Origin of the sequence: Pseudomonas hunanensis (assembly GCF_013393325.1) — a bacterium.
Taxonomy (GTDB): domain Bacteria; phylum Pseudomonadota; class Gammaproteobacteria; order Pseudomonadales; family Pseudomonadaceae; genus Aquipseudomonas; species Aquipseudomonas putida_P.
Genome location: NZ_QJRC01000095.1, coordinates 570,685 through 589,721, shown reverse-complemented (window position 1 = coordinate 589,721; position 19,037 = coordinate 570,685). Strand labels below are relative to the sequence as shown.

The following is a 19,037-nucleotide window of genomic DNA, read 5'->3' as shown; positions in this document are numbered from 1 at the left end:
AATTATCTTAACTTTTTGGCTCCCGATATGAGTTGAGAAGATCCTTTATCAGCCTGTACCTGAGCTCCTTCTGATCCGCGAGTGAAGAGCGTCTGGACACCGCTGCCTACGTTGTATCCCGCCCAGCTCATTACACCGAGGAAAAACATTGGGAGTACGAAGAACATGGCCCCCATCACGTACTCAATCACCTGCGCGGTGACCGTCCCATCCATGAAGCCTGCCGTTGGCAATGTTAAAAGCGCTTGGTCCGTGGCAGAGACCTGGTGGTACAGCGTGTCGAGCATGCTCGAGTCGATCCACCGGGCCAACTCCCACCAGAACGTCAGCATGTGTAGGGTGAATAGCGCGAAGGTGACCGTCATCAACGCTTTGAGTTGGTAGGTGCTGATCAGCAGTACCAGCGGCAAGCTGATGATCGTGCCCATGATCAGGAAGGCCTGCACCATTGGCAGTGCCGCGCGTAGGGCATTCATCGCCGGGAAATTGCTGAACGAGCCCAAGGCCAGGCCGGTGTTGGTGGCCAGGTTGTTGAGCCCCTGTGTCAACGATCCACCTCGGGCACTGCTGCCATAGTCCTGGAACACCTGACCCGGCGCCATGCTCAATGACTGCTGGCGCGGGCTAACCAGTTCACGCAGGGTCGCGTTTTCGATTTCGGTGGAGCTGTGTCCGGTCAGCCACCCGCGCAACTGCGTGAGCAGATTGGGATCGACCTCGGCAACCAGGCGATCCCGCATTCCGACCGTGGCATCGCTCCACCACTGCTTGCAGGTTGGGTAGCCCGCACCGTTGTCCAACCGGGGCAGGGAGGTGTCCCGCGTCTCGTCGTACGGCCAATCAACCCGGGGCGTGCGCGAGCGATCCTTGTCGTAATAGCCCGGCGTGTCGAGTAGGTAAGTCGAGCCAATCCAGGACGCATCGTAGCTCTGCGATTCGTCCAGCTCAGGGCGGTTGGTAAACAGCCGCGAGCGTGAAAAGCCGTAGCAGTCGCGGGTGAAGTCGGCGACTTCCTGCAGCAGTACCTGGTCATTGATCCGCGAGCTGTCGATCTCCATCCGCATCGCACGAATGTCGGGCGCGCAGGGTATCGACGCCGTCGCTGCAGCGGTGATGCCCTTGCTTATGGCATGTACCAGGTACCACCACACCGGCACGTTTGCTGATTTCTCGCCGATGGTGTTGAAGGTGGTTCCCCAGGCCGTGTCAGCGGGTTTGGCCACCGATACACCACAGCGCTGGCTCGCCGCATCATCGAAGGTCACCGAGGAGAGGTTCAGCGGGAAAAACGGCATACAGCCAAACAGGATGACGACGTAGCTCATCCACAGCCGGTTCTCGACGCGGGGGATCGACAGCAAGCCCTTGTTGCCCTCGTCGGCCCCCTGTTGGCGGGCGGATAACCACTCCTGGAGGATAATCGCCCCAAACGGCGCGGCGAACAGTCCGGTGTCTGCCAGCGTGTTCCAGATGCCGTTGTTGATGATCCAGGCCAGCAGCGACAGGTAGTACTCAAGGTAGCTGTTGGTGCTCATGTTCATGGCTGCACCTCACGCGCGCGACAGTTCGACCAGGATGATCGAGCCGAAGCCGATCAGGCCCAAGCGCAATAGCCGTTGCTGCTCTTCCGGGTGCGGCCGCAAGCGGAGTGCTGCGGCCCAGCCGGCGAGGATCAGCGCGTACAGCAGGGCTCGCCAGTAGCCGAAAAAGGGCGTGCTCCCCCGTGCCTCCTTGATCCATTCCAACTGGGGGCCGCTCAATTGCAGCGCCATCGAGGCAATCAGCAACATGACCATCCCGACGCCGAGGATCAGCAGGCCCCGAACGACCGAGCTCCTCACTGAAAACGGCATCATGGCGTGCTCCTTCCCTGATCCGCTCGCTGCAGGCGGTCTGGGCGTGGATCGCGCTGGTCGATACTGCGTGAGGCATCGGCACCGCCCGCATGGCGATCGAGGACCAGGCTGGCGGTGTTGGTGGCCAGCGCTTGGCGCACTTGCAACTCCGTTTGCAGCAGGCGGATCTCGCGCTCCAGCGTTTCGACGTTGCTGTTGAGGGCGGTGGTGGCGGGCTGCGCCGACGCCACATTGGGCTCACGGCTACCGGCGAGCAACGTGCGCTGCAGCAGCATCGCTTTGTAGATCACGCTCGATAACGCGGTCTCGCTGGCCAAACGTCGGGCCAGCAGGTTCTGGTCGGGGTCATCGCGCAGGCCCTCGATGACGCCGCGCGAGACCTGCAGCAACGGGCTGGAGACTTTACCGAGGTTTTCTGGCGTGGGCTCCTCTGCGCCCGACAGCATGCGCTGCAAGCCCTCAAGATGCTGCGTGTAGGTTTCCTGGATCAGTGGCGTAAGACCTGCGCCCGCGCTCACGCGCAGCGTCTCGCAATCGTCACAGGTTTCCACCTCGGTTTCGCCGAGCACGCGAGCGGCCCATTCGGCAGCCTCCTCGGGGCTCGCCCAGGCCTGGCAGATCGCGCCGTTCTGACAACTCGAGCCGACGGCCGAGGTGTCTTCGACCGAGCGGTTGTGCAGCAGGTTGTAGCCCGCTTTGACCACGTCCAAGGTCACCCGGATCGGCGCCTGGCCATGACCGCCGGCTTTCTGCCCGCCGACCCAGCTGACCCCGTTGTTGCCGTTGTTCGATTCGGTGTCCTTTACCGCAGTCACGGCATCACCGTCGGACTGCTCCAGGTTGTGCTGCATTTCCTGGTTCTGCGCCAGTGCCCCCCAACCGGCCTGATCCACCTTGTCAGCCATCTTCGCCGCCATCGCCTGGCAGGTGAGCTTCGAACGGTCAAAGTCGATGCGCCCCTGCAGCACGCCGTTGCTCAGCAGCTCATACAGCCCGGGGTTGGCACGCTGAATGATCATTGCCGGCAGAGACATCACCGCCTGGGTGGCGTTCTGGATGACGTTGCCCATGATCTGCTGGAAACCCTGCGTGGCCCCATTGAGCTGATTCTGCAGAGTGTTGGAGAGGTTCATGTTTCCGCACATCATGTTCGCCCGCCAGGACAGGCCCACACCGAGTCCGCTGGGGCGGTAGAGCGAGGAGGGCGCGCCCGCTGCAGATCCACCACCAATGGTGTACATCACCCGGTCGTCCAACACCTGGGCCTGGTCGCCCAGGTGGTAGCCACTCTCGGCGGCGTGGCCAGCGGCGCATACGAAAAGACATACCAACCCGAGCGAGAGGGTGTTCATCACTGGCCTCCATCAAAGTCGATGCTGAACAGGAAGGTCTGGCCCATGCGTTGGCAGCACCTGTACGGGCGCCACAGCGACCAGGCGAAAGCGCCCTCGGCACTCTGGATCGTTGGGCTGGGGAAGATGGCGCAAGTGCTCTGCAGCATCGGAGTGAGCAGCTGCCAGCGGTGGTTGTTGACGTTGTTCTCCATCACCGGCTGCGGCGGCCAATAGCCAGGCGATGGCATCGGCTGCAGCGGCAAATACACGTGTGGCTGGCCAACGCGGGTGATGAAGTCACTGGCGCGCTGCGCCATCACTGCGGCAGCCTTGAAGTCGTCGGGCTGTACCAGGAAACCCTGGCGTGGATAGACGTTACCCCACATGTTGCCGAGGGCTTGGCTACCGATCTCGCGCATGCCTGGGATCAGTGCCTGCGGGTACATGGACTCGGGAATGACGTGGCGCCACGCCAGCGGATCGAGCGTGCTGAGATAGTAGGGCGCAAGCGGCACCGCCCCGCTCGGACACGCATAGCCGAAACTGTGGGCCAAGGCCGTCAATGCAGCGCCGCCCGGATGCCCGATGCCGTCGACATTCTTGAAGCGGGGCAGGTTGTTGCGCTGCGACGAGGGCGTGATCAGATTACCCCCGCCTTGCGACAGGGGGGTCGGTGCCGAGAGATCAGACATCTCGCTCCAGGGGTTACTACCGGTATCGGAATAGCTCGACACCACCAATTCGGGAATGAAGTGGCGAACCTTGGGCGAGCTTCGCACCGTGCAGCCGAACGGCGAACACAGCAGCCAATAGCAGATCCCGACGATTCGGTACTCCAGGCACTGCAGCGACGTGACGGAGGCAATGATGGCGGGGGTGGTCAACGCCAGGCACTGCCCGGCAGCTACGAGCAAAGCGATCGCGATGTAGCCGCAACCTCGGCCAGGTTTCTTCGGCTGGGGCGTTCGGCATGGGGCGGTCAGGTTCATCGGCAGCACTCGGCTAGGGGCAACGGTGTGCATCCATGCGCCGAGTTGCAGCATCGCGGATCAGGTAGAGGATGTGGACGGACAAACCGAGGCTGGTGCCTTCGGTTTCTGCAACGGCCGGGATAAGGGCTGCGACCTGTCCAGAATTACCGATGGAGTACAAATGTACTCTTGTCGTTTTTTAATGCTCGACAGGCTATGGAGCGTCGTGGGCTACGAGGTTCAGTACATGCCGCGCAAGCGATCGATGTCCGCCGCAATCTGCAGCGCCGCCTCCAGTTCGGACATCTGTTGCGTTTCCATCAGCCGCCAGCGCTGGGCTTTTTCCTCGGGCTCGGTCATGGCCAGAGCGAGGTATAGGCTCGGCGGTACCGCGCGAAACAGCGTCTCGAACTGCTTCGACAGGACCACACCCTCGGTGTACTTGCCCGAGGCCTTGCTCGCCGACAGCAGCAGGGTCTTTTGTGCTGGCGTCAGCTTCTTGAAGCGCGCGATCTCTTCGATCTCCGCCGGCGGCATGTTCAGGCAGATCCACCACTCGATCATGTTGAGCATGGTTTGGGCCGCGTCGGGGAAGTCGGCCAGGTTCTGCGTTGCCAACCAGAACCAGGCACCGAGCTTGCGCCACATCTTGGTGCCCTTGACTACGAAGGGCGCCAGCAGCGGATTCTTTGTGATGATGTGGCCTTCGTCAGTCACCATGATGATCGGTCGACCGCGGTACTGGTCGCGCTCGGCAAGGTTGTTCACCGTGTTCATCAGGCTGATGTAGCTGATCGACATCTGCGCTTCATAGCCCTCACGGGCATAGGTGGCGAGGTCGACGATCGTGACATCGCTTTCCGGCCAGGGCGTGCCCGGTCGGTCAAACAGCGCACCCTCGAAGCCCTGGCAGAACAGGTCGATAGATTCGGCCATTTCCTGAGCGCGCTCGCGACGCTTGTCCGGCAGGTGCGCGTCGCTGGCCACCGTTCGAAGTGCATCACGAACGTGGCGCGTCAGCACCTGCTGATTGCTGGCCGCACAGTGCCGAGCGGCGTCGAGGATGCACTCGCGGATCAGGCTGCGGTCTGCCCGGGTCAGGCGCGCCTCTTCCTTGGCTTCGCCCCCGGTAATCATCAGGCGGGCGGTGATCTCCAACTCGCCCAGCACATCGCGTTGCTCGTCGCTGCCCGAAGCCTCCTCATCCAGATCCTCAGTCGACAGACTGGCGACCTGGTCGGGGCGCTCGATCAGCCGGCGGGCATCGGCGAAGGGGGCCAGGCTTAAGCCGCTGCCGGGTTTGAGTTGAACCTTGTTGACGGTCAGGCCGAGGGTGGCGAAGTAGTCACCCTGCAGGCCGAAGGAATTGCCGGCTTCGACGATAAATAACCGTGGTCGGTATACCGCCATGACCTGCATCAGGATTGAAACCAGGGTGGCCGACTTGCCGGCGCCGGTCGGGCCGAACAACAGCAGGTGGCCATTCATGGAGCGGTCGAAGCGTGACAAGGGATCGAACGACAGCGGCGCGCCACCTCGGTTGAAAAAGGTAATGCCCGGATTGCCGGTACCGATGCTGCGTCCCCACAGGGGCAGCAGATTGGCGACATGCTGGGCAAACAACAGCCGGGTGTACCAGTTGCGCGGGTCGCGCGCAGGGTTGTAAACCATCGGCAACCAGCGCAGGTAGCTGTTGCAGGCGGCCACTTCATCGCCCTCGCGCACCGGTTGCAGGCCGGCACCGAGCAGTACATTGGCCGCCTGGATCGAGCGCTGGCGCAATTGTTGTACATCGACGCCGCGCAGGTACAGCGCCAAGGTACCGCGATACAGCTTGTGCTGGCGACCGATCAGCGCGCGGGCCTCTTCCACGTCCTGACGGGTCTGGGTCGAGGCCAGATTTTCGCCAATGGCTTTGCGCGCTAGGCGATTAAGCTGCTCCTCGAGCACATCCTGGGGTGTGATCACCAAGGTCAGGCTCAGGATGGCCTGCTCCGGCAGTTGATCGAACAAGGCATTGAGCGCCTCGCCTTTGCGGGTTTCGCCGGTCAGCTGGCCGATATGGGGTGGCCTGCGCAGTTTATCGACCACCATCACCGTGTGCGGCTGCTGATCGAAGTACCACATCCCCTGTTCGCTGTCCGAGCGTGGCTCGTGGAAGAACAGGCGCTCGGCAAAGTCATGGTCGAACGGCAATGACAGGCCATCGCCGTCATCGGGCTCCGGGTAGGGCACACGCCGGTAGAACTCCGCCGCTCGCTCGTTAGTGAGGGTCGGGGCTGGATTGAACCAGGGCAGCAACCAGCCATAGAAGTCACGCCCATTCAGCCGACGAGGATTGACCCCGCAGGCCTGTAACGAGGCCATGAGGCGGTCACAGGTCCTTCCCAGCAGCTGAGCGGGTTTTTGCCCTTCGTCGTCGGCCTGGTCACCGAGCCAGCGATAGACCACCAGCCGAATCCGCCGATTGCTGCCGCGCCAGGGCAGGTGTGACACGACAGGGTCGTCGAATAAGCCGCCTGGCTTGGCAATGGCGTCGAGGTGGCGCTGCATCGACGCGAGGAAGGCGGAGGTGAAGGGGGTGCCTGTCGCCCGCGGTGCGACGTACTGTGCCAGGCGTTCCAGGTACGGAGAAAAATCACTGTCGTCCTGACAGAAGAACTGCACCACCCAGGGTGCTTGGTCGAGCTCGTCGAAGCTGTCCTGCAGCGCATCTTCCAGCGCATCGCGCGCTGCCATCAGCCATTCGGGCTCACGGCCTTCGGTCCCGATCGGCTGCAACTCGAACACGGCACCCACCGAGCGGTTGTCGTCAAGCAAAAAGCACTGCTCTTCCTCAAGGTATTCGACCCAGGGCAAGTGGTCGGTAAAGCTGGGGTTGTGCGCGTACTGGGCAGCCTCATCCGCACGTGTAGCGCGTCGACGCTGCGCCGCGCGCCAAGGCTGCCAGCGCGGCGACGTGCGATCTGCATCATCGTCCATCACAGATCATCCAGGCGTTCGCCGGGCAGCGCGTACTGGACCTTCTCGTACAGCGGAAACACGGTCGAGTAGCCAGGCACGGGTGCCTGTTGGGTACCGGACAGGTGCGGGTAGACGTACATCGCCAGATCAGGATTGGGCAGGCGCGGGAACTGAGCGCGGATCTCGTTGGCGGCCGTGCGGGTGTAGGCGCTCTGGTCCTTGATCAGGCGTTCGGGATCGAGCACCGGTCGGCGCAGCTCACCTCGGGCCTCCTGCAACTGCTGCTGCGTGCCGACCGCGCCGGCGCTGTTCCAGATATCCAGCATGGTGTGGTCGCCATGGGGCAGCATTTCGTCCTTGCTGGTGGTGCAGCCTGTCAGGTGCAGGCAAAGCAGCACGCTAATCCAGGTCCAGTACCGAAACGGATGGGCGTTCATGGTTCACTCTCCGGCCTTTGGGTTCGTAGTCGATGCTGATTTCGTGATTTAGGTGCAAGGCCACCTTGGCCCCCGGCGGGACGTAGATGGCGGCAAAGGCTTCGCCGTAGAGCTTGTTGATCCAGTCACGGATGTCGGCGATGCCACCGCTGATGACCGAGTTCAGCGCGCTGTTGCCACTGTTTTGCGACAGCCCCAGGCTGCCGCTGGCCGAGTTGATGAATGAGGTGTTGGTTTGCTCGCTACCCAGCGCGGCCGCGAAGCCGGCGCCAGCTGCCGTGATCAGGCTCTGGCTGCCCAGGTACTGTTGGGCGTTGGAGCGACGTTCACCAGCGATGCAGGGAATGCCGTAGGGGTCGGAGATGTAGCCTAGGCCGCCGCGGATTTTTTCGGTGTCCGAGGCCTGGGAGCTACTGCTGTTGCGACTGACCACCTTCTGCGGCTGCGGCACCGTGCGAACGGTGCCGTCGCTGAAGACAAAGGTGATCGACTCGACTTGGCCGCGCACGCAGGACAAAGTCCAGTCGCCTGCCGCGGTCCCGCTCATGACGGCGCCGACCACGTCGGGAAGGTCGATGCCGTTGGCGGTCAGGTTGTCCGGTCCCACCAGTACCTTGAACGGGTAGGGATCGTTCACCGTGCCGTCCACCGGCACGCGACCAATCAGGGCGGTCATGGCGACCGAGCCCATCAGGGTTGAGTTCTCGGGGATGGTGTAGACCGGCTTGGCCCCCTCGGCGCGATCCTGAGTGTTTTCCAGATCGCGCTCGCCCTTGGCCACGGCGCGTAGATGGTCTTGGCCCCGGTCGATCGCGTTGTTGTCCAGGCCATGTAGATCCTTGAACTTCGACGTCAGCGATGACAACGGCCCCTCGGTTTTGCTGGCCCCCTTCTGAACAGCTCGAGTGTTGGACGGCTCGATCCATTGCACCGCATCCGCTGGCGGTTGGCCCCCGGAAAATTGTTGTCCGTCACCCGGCTCGAGACCAAAGCCCACGGGGACATCGGACTTCGCGGTCGGCTTGCTGGTGAGTTGGTCCTTCAGCCGGGACAGCAGACCCTGGGTTTCGCGGTGCTGCTGCTCGGCCTTCTGCCGGGCATCGTTGGCCTGCTGGCGCTGTTCGGTGACCTGCTGCGTGACACTGCTCAGCGTGTTTTGAATGCGGCTGTCGATATTGCCTTCGCGCGTGCGCAGCCGATTGTTCTCGGTCTGCAGCGTCTCATTGCCTTTCCTCAGCGACAGCATCTCGCTGCGCATCGCCTTGACCTGGCCAATCAGCGTGGCCACGGTGTCGCGCGGCGTGTCGCCGGCAATGCCGAGGGCCTTGGCCTGATCTGGGCTGAGGGCGGTGTTTTCGGGATCATGGGCAGGTTGAGCGTCTGGCGCAGACACCCAGGATTTGCCGATGATCAGCACAATCCCCAGCAGGACCGCAGGCACCAGCCATTTCAGCAAGCCGTTAGCTTTCATGATCGGCGGCCTCCGGTGCAGGAGGTGGCAGCAGCGCATGCTTCAGGTCGCCACCCCGGGTGACGAGGTACGCCACGGTGGTGTCTTCAGGTGTGCCGGCGTGCCCCAGGTACTCATGCTGGAAGGTGGCGGCATACAGCGCGGCCTGCAGGTGACGCGGGTCCAGTGTGACCTTGCCCGGCCCACGGTTGACGATCTTCACCGCCGTCACCCAATAATCGCCTAGCCGCCAAGCGGCGAGCCCCTTGATGGATACGTGCTCGGTCGGCAGGAGTGTGCTGAATCCTGAGGACTCGCCTAGCGGGACCCGACGCACACCAGGCAAGGGTGCCACGGTGCGCAGAGGCGCATACAGGTTTTGCGCTGCATAGCGAGTCAACACTACCGGTACCGGCGTGGCTGTAGGCGCTGCGTCCGGCGCGGTGTTCACGTCCGGCGTCTGCGCTTGAGCGACGATCTTGACCGGCTCCAGCGCCTCGCTGCCCTCGAACGCTTCGATGTCGACCAGGATGATGTCCCCCGACTTCACCGACTGCAGCTGGAGGCGGGTAGGGGGAATGGCTTCCGACGCATGCAGGTACACCGTGCCACCGACCGACTGCACGCGCAGCTTGCTGCTGATCGCACTGGGGAGCCCGACGCGGACATCCTCATCCAGCATGAGGATTCGTTCCTGGCCCACCGTCAGCGGCACGGCCAGCGGCAGGCGGTCCCAGTACTTGACCTCGACGGCACCCACAGCGGAACACCAGCCGGCGATCGAGACCAGCATCAGGATCAAGATACGCATCATCATGCACCTCCAGGCAGTGTCAGCTTCTGCGGTGTGCCTTCGTAGCAGTCCAGGGCCAGGCCCCACTTGTTGTGCTCGGGATCGACGTCAAAGCGCACGACACGCAGGGGGTAGCGCACGACGACGCGCTTCACCGGCTCGGCGGCGTAATATTCGTCGGCATTGAGGTCGAGCTTGACCAGCCAGCTGTGCTTATCCAACTGCTTTACCCGCAGGTCGGGGTCGTCGCTGTAGCCCCGCCCCAGCACCTCGTATACGCCGCGTACGCGGCCGCGCAGTTCGCCGGCTGCCTTGCGGTACTCAAAATCGCCATCGAAGAAGGTCTTGCACGCCGGTGTCAGATAAGGCTGCAGGGCGAAGATCGCGCGGTGGTAGTCGACCTCGCCGTCGGTGGGCCAGCGGTTGAGTTGGCCGAATATGTACAGGGCAAAGGCATAGATGTTTTCGGGCGGCACGTCCCACCATTTGCGCGTGCTACCTGAGCGCAGATCCGGTGGTACGTGAATGGTCAGTTCGGAGGGGGCGGACTGCCAGCCGTACCAGAGCCCAGTGCACAGCAGCGCCAGGGTCGCTACGGCCAGGCGCAGGCTGAAAATGTGCGCCTGCTGTGCATCCACCTTGTTGCGGAAACGGCTCATGGGTTGGTCCTCGCAGGTCGGCGTGTGCGCCGGACAGTCCATGGGCCGGAGTGGAGAATCAGGTACTGAGAGCCAATGCCCCAGTGCACCGCCAGTTGCCACTGCAGGCGTCGGTACAGCCAGGTTTCGGGACGAGCACGCTTGGCCCGGCGCAGCAGCTTGCCGCCACCGAGCAGCACCAGCGCCATACACAGGAACATGCAGGTGGGCAGGGTGGCGATGGAGGCGGAGGCCACCGCCAGCGGCCCGCCAAGGACCACACCCAGTACTGCGCCGACAATCAGCGCGACCCACATCTCGTCATTGGTGAGGCCGCGCAGGACGGCTGGATCGCGGTTCAGGCGTTCCGGCAGGAAGGTCAGCGTGCCGTCGGGGAGGGTAGCAGGGACGTCGGACATGGCTGCCTCACAGAATCGTCGCGGCTTTGGTCAGGAACCACAGAATCACCACCACCAACAGCGCTCCGACGCCGACCACGGCGCCGAGGTCTTTCCAGGTCTTGCGCTGGTTTTGCACGTCGGCGTAGACGGTCAGCGAGTGCCACGCCACGCCAAGGAAGGCGAGGGTAGCGATCAACAGACCGAGCAGGATGCCGCCGTCGTAGGCATAGTTCTTGATGGTGTCGATCAGGCCTGAGCCTTCGCCGCGGGACGGAGCTTCCATGGTCGGCAGGTCAGCCCAAGCCAGCGTCGAGCTCAGCAGCGCCAAGCCGCCGAGCAGGGCTTTTACATAGGCAGCCCGCAGCCGGCGAAGCGGGCGGTGACAACCACGAGAGAGGTTCATAGCAAGGCCTCCTGATTACGACAGCATGAAAAACATCAGCACGATCAAGGCGAGGGCCAGACGCAGCGTACTGCCGCCGAGCGAGCCAAAATTGATGTTGCCGGCCGCCCAGCCGCGGTAGCCGGTCCACAGCGCCCAGGTGCACCAGAGCAACGCGAGCACCAACACCGATGAGCGCCACAGCACCGAACTGAGCTGCGGGGCAAAGCCGGCAACGGCGGAGAACGCTGTGAGTTGGGTGTCAGTCATGCTCATGGCAGGGGCTCGAGTGAGGTGCTTCAGCACGGTACTGATCGGCCAACTCGACTAAGTCGGCAGGCTGCGCCCGGGAGGGCGACAAGTATTGTTGGATGCCTTCACGCACACGTTCGAGGTCTGCCGCAAACCGCAGATAGTCGAAGCGATAGCGCGCGCCATCGATATTTTCTGAGCCGTTTTTCGCGCGATCGGCCAACTGATCGATGGCAGTGAATTGTCGTTGAATGAGTTCCAAATCCGAGCGCTCGCGAGTTTCCTGTGCAACCGCCGGGAGGGTTACTAGGTAAATCACAAGCAATGGGAAGGCATACGTCCTCATGGCGAGCTCCAGAGCAATCTCTGGTCGCCACCATCACTGCGGGGGCGAGTTCATGCACGAATTAAAAGGATTCTCGATCTTTCGTTTTCTGGCGAGGTTGGGCAGAAGTGGAATGAGACTGGAGTGAGGAATTGAGGCGGTATATGAACAAGCTGGCGCTGCGTGCTTATTACGAGCGCTGCAGCGAGCGCTTGAAAGTACAGCTAGCCATCATTCGGAGAATGACAGCTCTGCCTGAAGTGCGCCCTCAGCGCGTGGAGCTGTTTTCGTTCGGGGGTTGCGTGAGCTGGTCAACGAAGGAGTCGCAGCTAAATCGTCCCCCAGGGTGGCCTGTAGTCCTGGAATTCGACCATGCGATTCAAGTGCTCGAATCTCGTTCCTGGTCCTGACCAGCAACTCATTTGCCGTCTGCCCTGTATCCTCGCTCAGCGTCAATGCCACCAGCGTCAAAGGGCTCACTTCCAATCGCTCGCTAAGCTGCTCAAGTTTGTCCAGCGTGAGACTCGATCTACCGGTTTCGAGCTTGGACAGGTAGGTGCGGCTGGTCGTGTCGGCAAATCCGCGCTGGGTGATGTTTCGCTGACTACGTAGTACTCGAAGCACATTGGCGAACGATGACTTCAATGTCATGAAATTACCTGAGGAATAGAGCGAGTAGGTGCATGTGGCGGCGACATGAGTTGGGGGGAGGCAGACCGCTCTGGCCTCCCGTTTCACACTACCATACACCCTTGGATCAAGCCCTGGTGGCCAGTGATCCCGCGATCGTCGACGTTCGACACAAAGCCGATGCTAATGAACGGCTACCTCTGGCCAGAAGGCGCCCCTTGATGATGTTTGCCGAGAGTGGCTGCACTTCAAGCCGCTACCTGAGATTCCCAGCAACTATCACCTCACGGAGACTTTTTCTTCACCCAATTTTCACTTCCTATTGGGCACACTCAAGCTATCCCTACGTGATAGATGCTCCCTTGCCCGCCTAGCAGCGGGCTTTCTTTTGCCCGCAAGGTTGATTGAATTGGCCACGCACCGGCCCTCAGCGTACTTATGAAGCTAAATGTTCTTGGGTTAAGTGCGGATCGGTCGCGATCCGTCTAGCGCGGCCCACGCCCCACGCGAGAGCACGAGTCATGGACTCACCAGGTCGCGAGTCGAAGGATTCCTCGTAAAGCACCATTCCGAAGCGTGCATACACACCGATGAACATCTGCGTGCCACCGGTACGCGACAAGCGCACTTGGACGTCGATGGTCGTGCCGTCGTTTAGAGTCTCATCATGAGTACGGTGGTGAAGGGTTGGATCTGCCCAATTCCAGAAAGCATCACCCCGTATACGCATGCGACCCTCCTACGACTTTAGTATTAGATGAGTATCTCTCCAACATAGTCGACGAGACCCGTAGCGCAACGGCAATGGTGAGGCATTGGGTACTTCATCCGACCATCGGGCAGCATGTAGAACTAAAGGAGTGAAGCCGTTGCCAGTGAGTCTCTGGGTACGAAAATCCATCCCTCCTGTTCCGGCACATTTGACGGAGGCCAGACTAAGCGATTGGGCTCGAATCTGAAGAGCCAGGCAATAAGCGCAGCAGTGAGCGCATCTCGTTCATCCTCATACCAGTCATCGCTGGAGGCCCCAGAAAACCCCAAGCAACGCTGCCTTAAGTCTTTGACTACCGCCGACTGTTTTGCAGAGCTGGGGTAGACCTCGATGGCGTCACCTGCGCGTCATCCGTCCAAATACCACAGCACGGGCGGTTGGGTAAGAAACGTGCCAGTACATGCATGCCTTTGGTAGCTTGACTACCGATCATGTCCTTGATGGCTGACAGCGGAGATAATCCCCGTTCGAACAAAAAACGCTCGGTATAGCGAAACAAATAGGGGTTGGTAGCTGACGCGTTAACTACCGGCACAGAGTGGCCACTTACCAGCAAGTTCACTAGCTCGGTAGAAAAACCCAATGGGGTGTCGATTCCCAAAACGACGGTCGCGTCGCGACGGACAATCTCGACATCACAGGCTAATAGAAGTGATCGCACAAAGTCGTCAGTGGTCTTCGCCTGATTGATCTGCTCGCGCAGATTCCCTCGCCACGGCTTACCTCGCATCTGCAGGTTCTGATCTATCACCACTAGAGCATCTCGGCTGAGGCGATTCCGGTCGCAGTTCCAGCCACCAACATCCCAGCCGATCATCAGCGATTCGGAACTCAAAGTATTTTCCCCGTCCGCTATCGGTTCTAGGAGGCCAGCGCGGCCTCCACCAATCATACCTACCATAGCGCTTGAGCCTGCGCCCTGTCAGACGATGTAGTAGCCGAGGAGACGAGGGTAGCTATCATGAGCTCCTCCAGTCCGTGCTCAAGGCTTTACCAATAGGTGTGGTGCGGCGCAGTCAGAGACGTTGCTCTAATTCACCCACCTTCTTGACCGATTAATCGGTCGAGGACCGTGGGTCGCGATTGGACCGCTATCGACCCAAAGCGGACCTAGTCAACCGTGATAATTTGCCGTTCGGCGAGCGACGCCTTCACTTATGGAGGAGCAAGCTCTTTTACCCTAACGCGGCAGCGAATGCTTCTGGCGTGGGGCTCTCCTCCCATTGCGCGATAGTCGCCGGCAGCACCAGCCATGGCTGCTTGCGCCGAGTCCAGATATGCGCAACCGGCTCGAAACACTCAGTCCCTTCCAGGATGCCGGCCCGTACCACTCGCATGCCGGGTGCTGCCGTGGTCTCGTTGAACAGCCGGGTATGACATGTACCGCAGGCATGTTGGGTAGACGTTTGACCTTGGTGTTCATGCTCAAAGATCGCCGTTTCGCCAGCCACCTGAACAGCCGAAGCCGCGCTCAGCATGTGCAGACCAAACGCACTGCCGCTCCAGCGCTGGCAGTTCAAACAGTGGCAGGCATACAGCGGCGGCAATTGCTGCGCCACGATCTCAAGGGTGATTTGCCCACATCGGCACTGACCGGTGATTCTCATGCGTTGGTTCCTTACAATGACGCCCGGAAAAATGTGGGCGAATGATCGCCTTTCACGGGTTCGGGCAGAAGATCAAATTAGGAGCAACTGTTGGCTAAGAATGTATGAGCGGCATTGAATGGGAAAGCCAGCGTGTATTTCTCGCCGTGTTGCGCTCTGGCAGCCTGAGCGGCGCGGCGAAGTTGCTGAGTATCGCCCAGGCCACTGCGCGTCGGCGCCTGGACCATCTTGAACACGCTCTCGGTGTAAGTCTGTTCACCCGCACACCTCAAGGGCTGACGCCTACTGCCGGAGCGCAGCGCCTGATTGAACATGTGGAGGCCATGGACCTGGCCGCGCAAACCTTCAACCGCATGGCCAGTTCTGAAGCGTCGGTGGATCACGGCACGATTCGGCTGACCTGTGGCGAGTTGCTTGGCGTCGAGGTATTGCCCGACCTGCTGCCCCCTTTCCATTACGAATACCCCAGGCTCAAACTTGAGTTGAGCATAAGCGATACCCTTGAAGACATCGCCAGGCTGCAATCGGACATTGCGGTCCGGCTGATGCGGCCCAATGAAGCGGATATCACCGTGCGGCGTGTCGGTAGTTTGCAGATTGGCATCCATGCCAGTGCCGGGTGCCTGGAGCGCTATGGTAATCCAGCCTCGCTGCTGTCGCTTCGCCAGCTGCCGCTGATCGGCCCGGATAGACGCTCAGCGGATTTGCGTCGGTTTGTCGATGCTGGTCTGTGCGATGCCGACCAGCATTTCGCCATTGCCTCTGATCATCACCTTGCTCAGCTGGCCGCTCTGAAAGCGGGCTTGGGCTTCGGACTCTGCCCGACGCGAATCGCAAAATCGCACGGCCTGGTACATGTCCTACCCCTCGATTTTGGCTTTGAGGTAGAGGTGTGGATCGCAATGCACAATGACCTGCGCAAAATCAACAGGATCGCTCAGGCGTTCGAGGTTCTAGGAGAGCAGTTACATCAGTATCTATGCTTGGCCGATCAGTGAGCAGCGTAGGCCGTGGCATCCACTGCTTGGTCTGAACGGCTTCAATGGGTCGAATCGCGACGGTCATACCTCGACCGTCGCTGGACGCTGTCAAACCTCCGTCTGCTCTGCCATCTCCAATGCGTCATCGACTTCAATGCCCAGGTATCGCACCGTGCTTTCAAGCTTTGTATGGCCGAGAAGGAGCTGAACTGCTCTCAGGTTCTTCGTCCTGCGATAGATCAGCGATGCCTTCGTACGTCTCATCGTGTGGGTGCCGTACATAGCTGGATCTAGCCCAATAGACTTTATCCACGCCTTGACGATTCGGGCGTACTGCCGGGTGGAGAGATGCACTGAGGCGTGTAATCGGCTTGGAAAAAGACAATCTTCGCTGTGGAGTTTGGCTTGATGTATCCAGGCCTGTAGGGCCAGCCGTGTTTGCTCTGTAATTTCAAACTGCACGGGCCGCTGGGTTTTCTGCTGCATCACTATCGCTCGCGATGACACGTGCTCCCCATGAGCAACGTCGCGTACGCGAAGCTTGGTCAGATCGCAGGCTCGTAGCTTGCTGTCGATGGCCAGATCGAAAAGGGCCAAATCCCGAGTTTCTTCCGCGATTTGGAGCCTTACCCGAATGGCCCAGATATCTTTCAGTCGGAGCGGAGTTTTCTGCCCGACCAATTTTCCTTTGTTCCAAGGCTGATGGCTGTTGGTCGTAATGGCGTTCATGGCTTGTCCTCCATGTGAGGGAGGACAAGGATGGTCAGCCCGATCCAGAGGCGCTAACCGACCCTTTGCAGCCGTTCGAGGAGTCTACGAAACCGAGGTCGATTCAGTTCGACATCTTTCGGGGGCCGCAGGACTCGTTCCTGGGACACCTGAGAACGAACTCACTGACGTTCGTGGAGGCGAGTTACCTGTGGTGACACCGAGTTCATGTCGCCAAGCTCCTTCACCATGTAGACCGCAGACGTCGGGCAGAGGCTGTTGAACTCCTCCGAATTGGAAATTGCCTTTGGGGCTTGGGATCGGTCTCTGTGCTCATATCCCCGAGCCTCGAAGAAGTCGGGTGCTGTAGTGGTCAGCAGATGAAGGCTCTGGGCTCCGTCAGCTTCCGCTATTCGCTCAAGTGCTCTGAGCAGCAGGGTACCGATCCCTGACTTTCGCTGGGCCGGTACGACAACTAGTGAGCGAATCAGACGAGTCCGGCCACTTCCTTCAATGCCCCCGTATCCCAACTCCGTTTCTCCCCGGTGAAAGGAATAGAACATTCGGTCGGGCTGCAAAAGGTCTTGGGTCGGCAAGCCCGCTGCAGTCAGATGCGCAGCCAGGCCTTGGATTTGATCGGTACCAAGCAATCGGACAGAGATATCAGACTGGTTCATTGGGGACTCTGGGGATGGTATCGAAGGCCAGTATAGGTCCCGGAGCGGGGGCTTTTTCCAGTTTTATGACGTCCCGTCAGGCGAGGCAATTATAAATATCTGCTTTACCGCATATTTGAATAGGCATATATTCGGATTTCCAGATATTGGCCGTACACGCATTCCCCAGGAGGTCACATGCGGGAAACACTGACTCCCCCCATCGTTTTCAAATGCCTGGCTGATGACACCCGGGCCCGGATGACCCTGCTGATCGCCCGTGAAGGCGAACTCTGTGTCTGCGAACTTACCCACGCGCTGGAGCTGAGCCAGCCGAAGATCTCCCGGCATCTTGCCCAGTTGCGCGAGGCTGGAATCCTGATGGATCGCCGCAAGGGTCAATGGGTGTACTACCGACTGCACCCCGAACTGCCGCAGTGGGTGGACGCGATGCTGAAGGGAGTGGTCGATGCCAACCAGGAATGGTTGAGCTCTGATGCATTGCGCCTTGCCGAAATGGGCGAGCGGCCGCAGGGCCCTGTTGCTTGTGCTTGAGACTTCCCTTCGCTGATTGAGTTGTAGTCATGCTGATCGCATTTTTGATTTTCCTGGTGACGATCGTTCTCGTCATCTGGCAGCCCAAAGGCCTGGGTGTTGGCTGGAGCGCCGCACTGGGGGCCGTCGTGGCGCTGCTGGCGGGCGTCGTGAGCCTGTCCGATATCCCCGTGGTCTGGCAGATCGTCTGGAACGCTACCGCCACTTTCATCGCCGTCATCATCATCAGCCTGCTGCTGGATGAGGCGGGGTTCTTCGAGTGGGCGGCATTGCACGTGGCCCGCTGGGGCAATGGCAGCAGCCGCAAGCTGTTCGCCTTCATCATCCTGCTGGGCGCCGCTGTCTCGGCGCTGTTCGCTAACGACGGTGCGGCACTGATCCTGACCCCGATCGTCATCGCCATGCTGCTGGCCCTGCGCTTCTCCCCGGCGGCGACGCTGGCATTCGTCATGGCGGCGGGCTTCATCGCCGATACCGCGAGCCTGCCGCTGGTGGTGTCCAACCTGGTGAACATCGTTTCCGCCGACTACTTTGGCATTGGCTTCAGCGAGTACGCCTCGGTCATGGTGCCGGTGAACCTGGTCAGCATTGCCGCCACTCTGGGAATGCTGCTGTGGTTCTTCCGCAAGGACCTGCCGCGTACCTATGAACTCGACCAGTTGAAGGCTCCGAAAGCCGCTATCCGCGACAAGGCGACGTTCGTTGCCGGCTGGTGGGTGCTTGCGCTGTTGCTGGTCGGCTTCTTCGCCATCGAGCCGCTGGGCGTTCCGATCAGCGCCATCGCTGCTGCCTGTGCGCTGATCCTCTACCTGATCGCCGCGCGCGGGCACGTGATTTCTACCCGCAAGGTGCTCAAGGACGCGCCTTGGCAGGTCGTGGTGTTCTCGCTTGGCATGTACCTCGTGGTCTATGGCCTGCGTAACGCCGGCCTCACCGACTACCTGACGCAGATCCTCAATGTCTTCGCCGGCTACGGGATCTGGGGCGCATCCCTCGGGACGGGGCTGCTCGCCGCTGGCCTGTCGTCGGTCATGAACAACATGCCCACTGTGCTGGTAGGCGCCCTGTCGATCCATTCCGCCGAGGCCACCGGCATCGTGCGCGAGGCCATGATCTACGCCAACGTCATCGGCTGTGACCTTGGTCCGAAAATCACCCCAATCGGCAGCCTGGCCACCTTGCTGTGGCTGCACGTGCTGGCCCGCAAGAACATCGTCATCACCTGGGGTTACTACTTCCGCACCGGCATCGTTCTGACGCTGCCGATCCTGCTTGCCACCTTGGCCGCATTGGCCATCCGCCTGAGCTTTTGAACCGGAGATACCT

General features: G+C 60.8%; 22 protein-coding genes. 3 read left to right on the top strand and 19 right to left on the bottom strand.

Translation table 11 applies throughout. From position 1 onward, the window contains the following. Window positions 1-2 precede the first annotated feature (2 nt). The 17 genes from DM807_RS19530 to DM807_RS19455 form a co-directional block, all read right to left on the bottom strand. Entirely contained in the window at window positions 3-1,541 is a 1,539-nt protein-coding gene (locus tag DM807_RS19530; protein WP_179027774.1) for a conjugal transfer protein TraG N-terminal domain-containing protein, read from the bottom strand. 9 nt (window positions 1,542-1,550) lie between these two features. After that, on the bottom strand, window positions 1,551-1,856 hold the full coding sequence (locus DM807_RS19525; protein ID WP_063423891.1) for a hypothetical protein: 306 nt from the start codon (window positions 1,854-1,856) through the stop codon (window positions 1,551-1,553). After that, window positions 1,853-3,208, bottom strand: coding sequence for an integrating conjugative element protein (locus tag DM807_RS19520; protein WP_179027773.1), 1,356 nt, complete (start codon window positions 3,206-3,208; stop codon window positions 1,853-1,855). The genes DM807_RS19525 and DM807_RS19520 overlap by 4 nt, the downstream gene beginning before the upstream one ends. Next, entirely contained in the window at window positions 3,208-4,179 is a 972-nt protein-coding gene (locus tag DM807_RS19515) for a TIGR03756 family integrating conjugative element protein (protein WP_179027772.1), read from the bottom strand. Before DM807_RS19515 ends, DM807_RS19520 begins: the two co-directional genes overlap by 1 nt. 222 nt (window positions 4,180-4,401) lie before the next feature. Then, entirely contained in the window at window positions 4,402-7,143 is a 2,742-nt protein-coding gene (locus DM807_RS19510) for a conjugative transfer ATPase (RefSeq protein ID WP_063423894.1), read from the bottom strand. Next, complete coding sequence (locus DM807_RS19505; RefSeq protein WP_063423895.1) at window positions 7,143-7,562, bottom strand: TIGR03751 family conjugal transfer lipoprotein; 420 nt, start codon at window positions 7,560-7,562, stop codon at window positions 7,143-7,145. Before DM807_RS19505 ends, DM807_RS19510 begins: the two co-directional genes overlap by 1 nt. Then, window positions 7,525-9,033 carry a TIGR03752 family integrating conjugative element protein gene (locus DM807_RS19500; RefSeq protein ID WP_179027873.1) on the bottom strand — a complete coding sequence of 503 codons (1,509 nt, stop codon included), beginning with the start codon at window positions 9,031-9,033 and terminating at the stop codon, window positions 7,525-7,527. The genes DM807_RS19505 and DM807_RS19500 overlap by 38 nt, the downstream gene beginning before the upstream one ends. Next, the gene (locus tag DM807_RS19495; protein WP_063423897.1) at window positions 9,023-9,826 is read right to left on the bottom strand and encodes a TIGR03749 family integrating conjugative element protein; all 804 of its coding nucleotides are present in this window, start codon (window positions 9,824-9,826) and stop codon (window positions 9,023-9,025) included. Before DM807_RS19495 ends, DM807_RS19500 begins: the two co-directional genes overlap by 11 nt. Then, window positions 9,826-10,464: a PFL_4703 family integrating conjugative element protein gene (locus DM807_RS19490; RefSeq protein WP_063423898.1), complete on the bottom strand. Its 639-nt coding sequence runs from the start codon at window positions 10,462-10,464 to the stop codon at window positions 9,826-9,828. Before DM807_RS19490 ends, DM807_RS19495 begins: the two co-directional genes overlap by 1 nt. Next, complete coding sequence (locus DM807_RS19485) at window positions 10,461-10,862, bottom strand: TIGR03750 family conjugal transfer protein (protein ID WP_063423899.1); 402 nt, start codon at window positions 10,860-10,862, stop codon at window positions 10,461-10,463. The genes DM807_RS19490 and DM807_RS19485 overlap by 4 nt, the downstream gene beginning before the upstream one ends. Window positions 10,863-10,869: 7 nt before the next feature. Next, window positions 10,870-11,247, bottom strand: coding sequence for a TIGR03745 family integrating conjugative element membrane protein (locus DM807_RS19480; RefSeq protein ID WP_063423900.1), 378 nt, complete (start codon window positions 11,245-11,247; stop codon window positions 10,870-10,872). Window positions 11,248-11,262: 15 nt separating this feature from the next. After that, complete coding sequence (locus tag DM807_RS19475; RefSeq protein ID WP_063423901.1) at window positions 11,263-11,502, bottom strand: TIGR03758 family integrating conjugative element protein; 240 nt, start codon at window positions 11,500-11,502, stop codon at window positions 11,263-11,265. Then, window positions 11,489-11,824 (bottom strand): integrative conjugative element protein, RAQPRD family, encoded by a 336-nt coding sequence (locus tag DM807_RS19470; protein WP_063423902.1) that lies wholly within the window; start codon window positions 11,822-11,824, stop codon window positions 11,489-11,491. Before DM807_RS19470 ends, DM807_RS19475 begins: the two co-directional genes overlap by 14 nt. Before the next feature lie 210 nt (window positions 11,825-12,034). After that, on the bottom strand, window positions 12,035-12,454 hold the full coding sequence (locus DM807_RS19465; RefSeq protein ID WP_063423903.1) for a helix-turn-helix domain-containing protein: 420 nt from the start codon (window positions 12,452-12,454) through the stop codon (window positions 12,035-12,037). 415 nt (window positions 12,455-12,869) lie between these two features. Then, a complete protein-coding gene (locus DM807_RS27765; RefSeq protein WP_063423904.1) occupies window positions 12,870-13,163 on the bottom strand; it encodes a hypothetical protein in 294 nt (97 codons plus the stop codon). A 334-nt stretch (window positions 13,164-13,497) separates the two neighbouring features. Then, window positions 13,498-14,040, bottom strand: coding sequence for a hypothetical protein (locus DM807_RS19460; protein WP_232876987.1), 543 nt, complete (start codon window positions 14,038-14,040; stop codon window positions 13,498-13,500). A gap of 340 nt (window positions 14,041-14,380) precedes the next feature. Next, window positions 14,381-14,812, bottom strand: a complete 432-nt coding sequence (locus DM807_RS19455) for a GFA family protein (RefSeq protein WP_060492508.1) — start codon at window positions 14,810-14,812, stop codon at window positions 14,381-14,383. 104 nt (window positions 14,813-14,916) lie between these two features. Here DM807_RS19455 and DM807_RS19450 point away from each other — a divergent pair, with 104 nt between their 5' ends. Next, window positions 14,917-15,810: a LysR family transcriptional regulator gene (locus tag DM807_RS19450; protein WP_179027771.1), complete on the top strand. Its 894-nt coding sequence runs from the start codon at window positions 14,917-14,919 to the stop codon at window positions 15,808-15,810. 90 nt (window positions 15,811-15,900) lie between these two features. Here DM807_RS19450 and DM807_RS19445 read toward each other — a convergent pair whose 3' ends face one another. Then, a complete protein-coding gene (locus tag DM807_RS19445) occupies window positions 15,901-16,521 on the bottom strand; it encodes a tyrosine-type recombinase/integrase (protein WP_060492510.1) in 621 nt (206 codons plus the stop codon). 161 nt (window positions 16,522-16,682) lie between these two features. After that, window positions 16,683-17,177: an arsenic resistance N-acetyltransferase ArsN2 gene (arsN2, locus tag DM807_RS19440; RefSeq protein WP_060492511.1), complete on the bottom strand. Its 495-nt coding sequence runs from the start codon at window positions 17,175-17,177 to the stop codon at window positions 16,683-16,685. Between the two features lie 177 nt (window positions 17,178-17,354). On the opposite strand from arsN2, the gene DM807_RS19435 reads away from it, so the two are divergent. Further along, complete coding sequence (locus DM807_RS19435) at window positions 17,355-17,711, top strand: metalloregulator ArsR/SmtB family transcription factor (RefSeq protein ID WP_060492512.1); 357 nt, start codon at window positions 17,355-17,357, stop codon at window positions 17,709-17,711. Window positions 17,712-17,740: 29 nt separating this feature from the next. After that, entirely contained in the window at window positions 17,741-19,024 is a 1,284-nt protein-coding gene (locus DM807_RS19430) for an arsenic transporter (protein ID WP_060492513.1), read from the top strand. The last annotated feature ends 13 nt before the right edge of the window (window positions 19,025-19,037 follow it).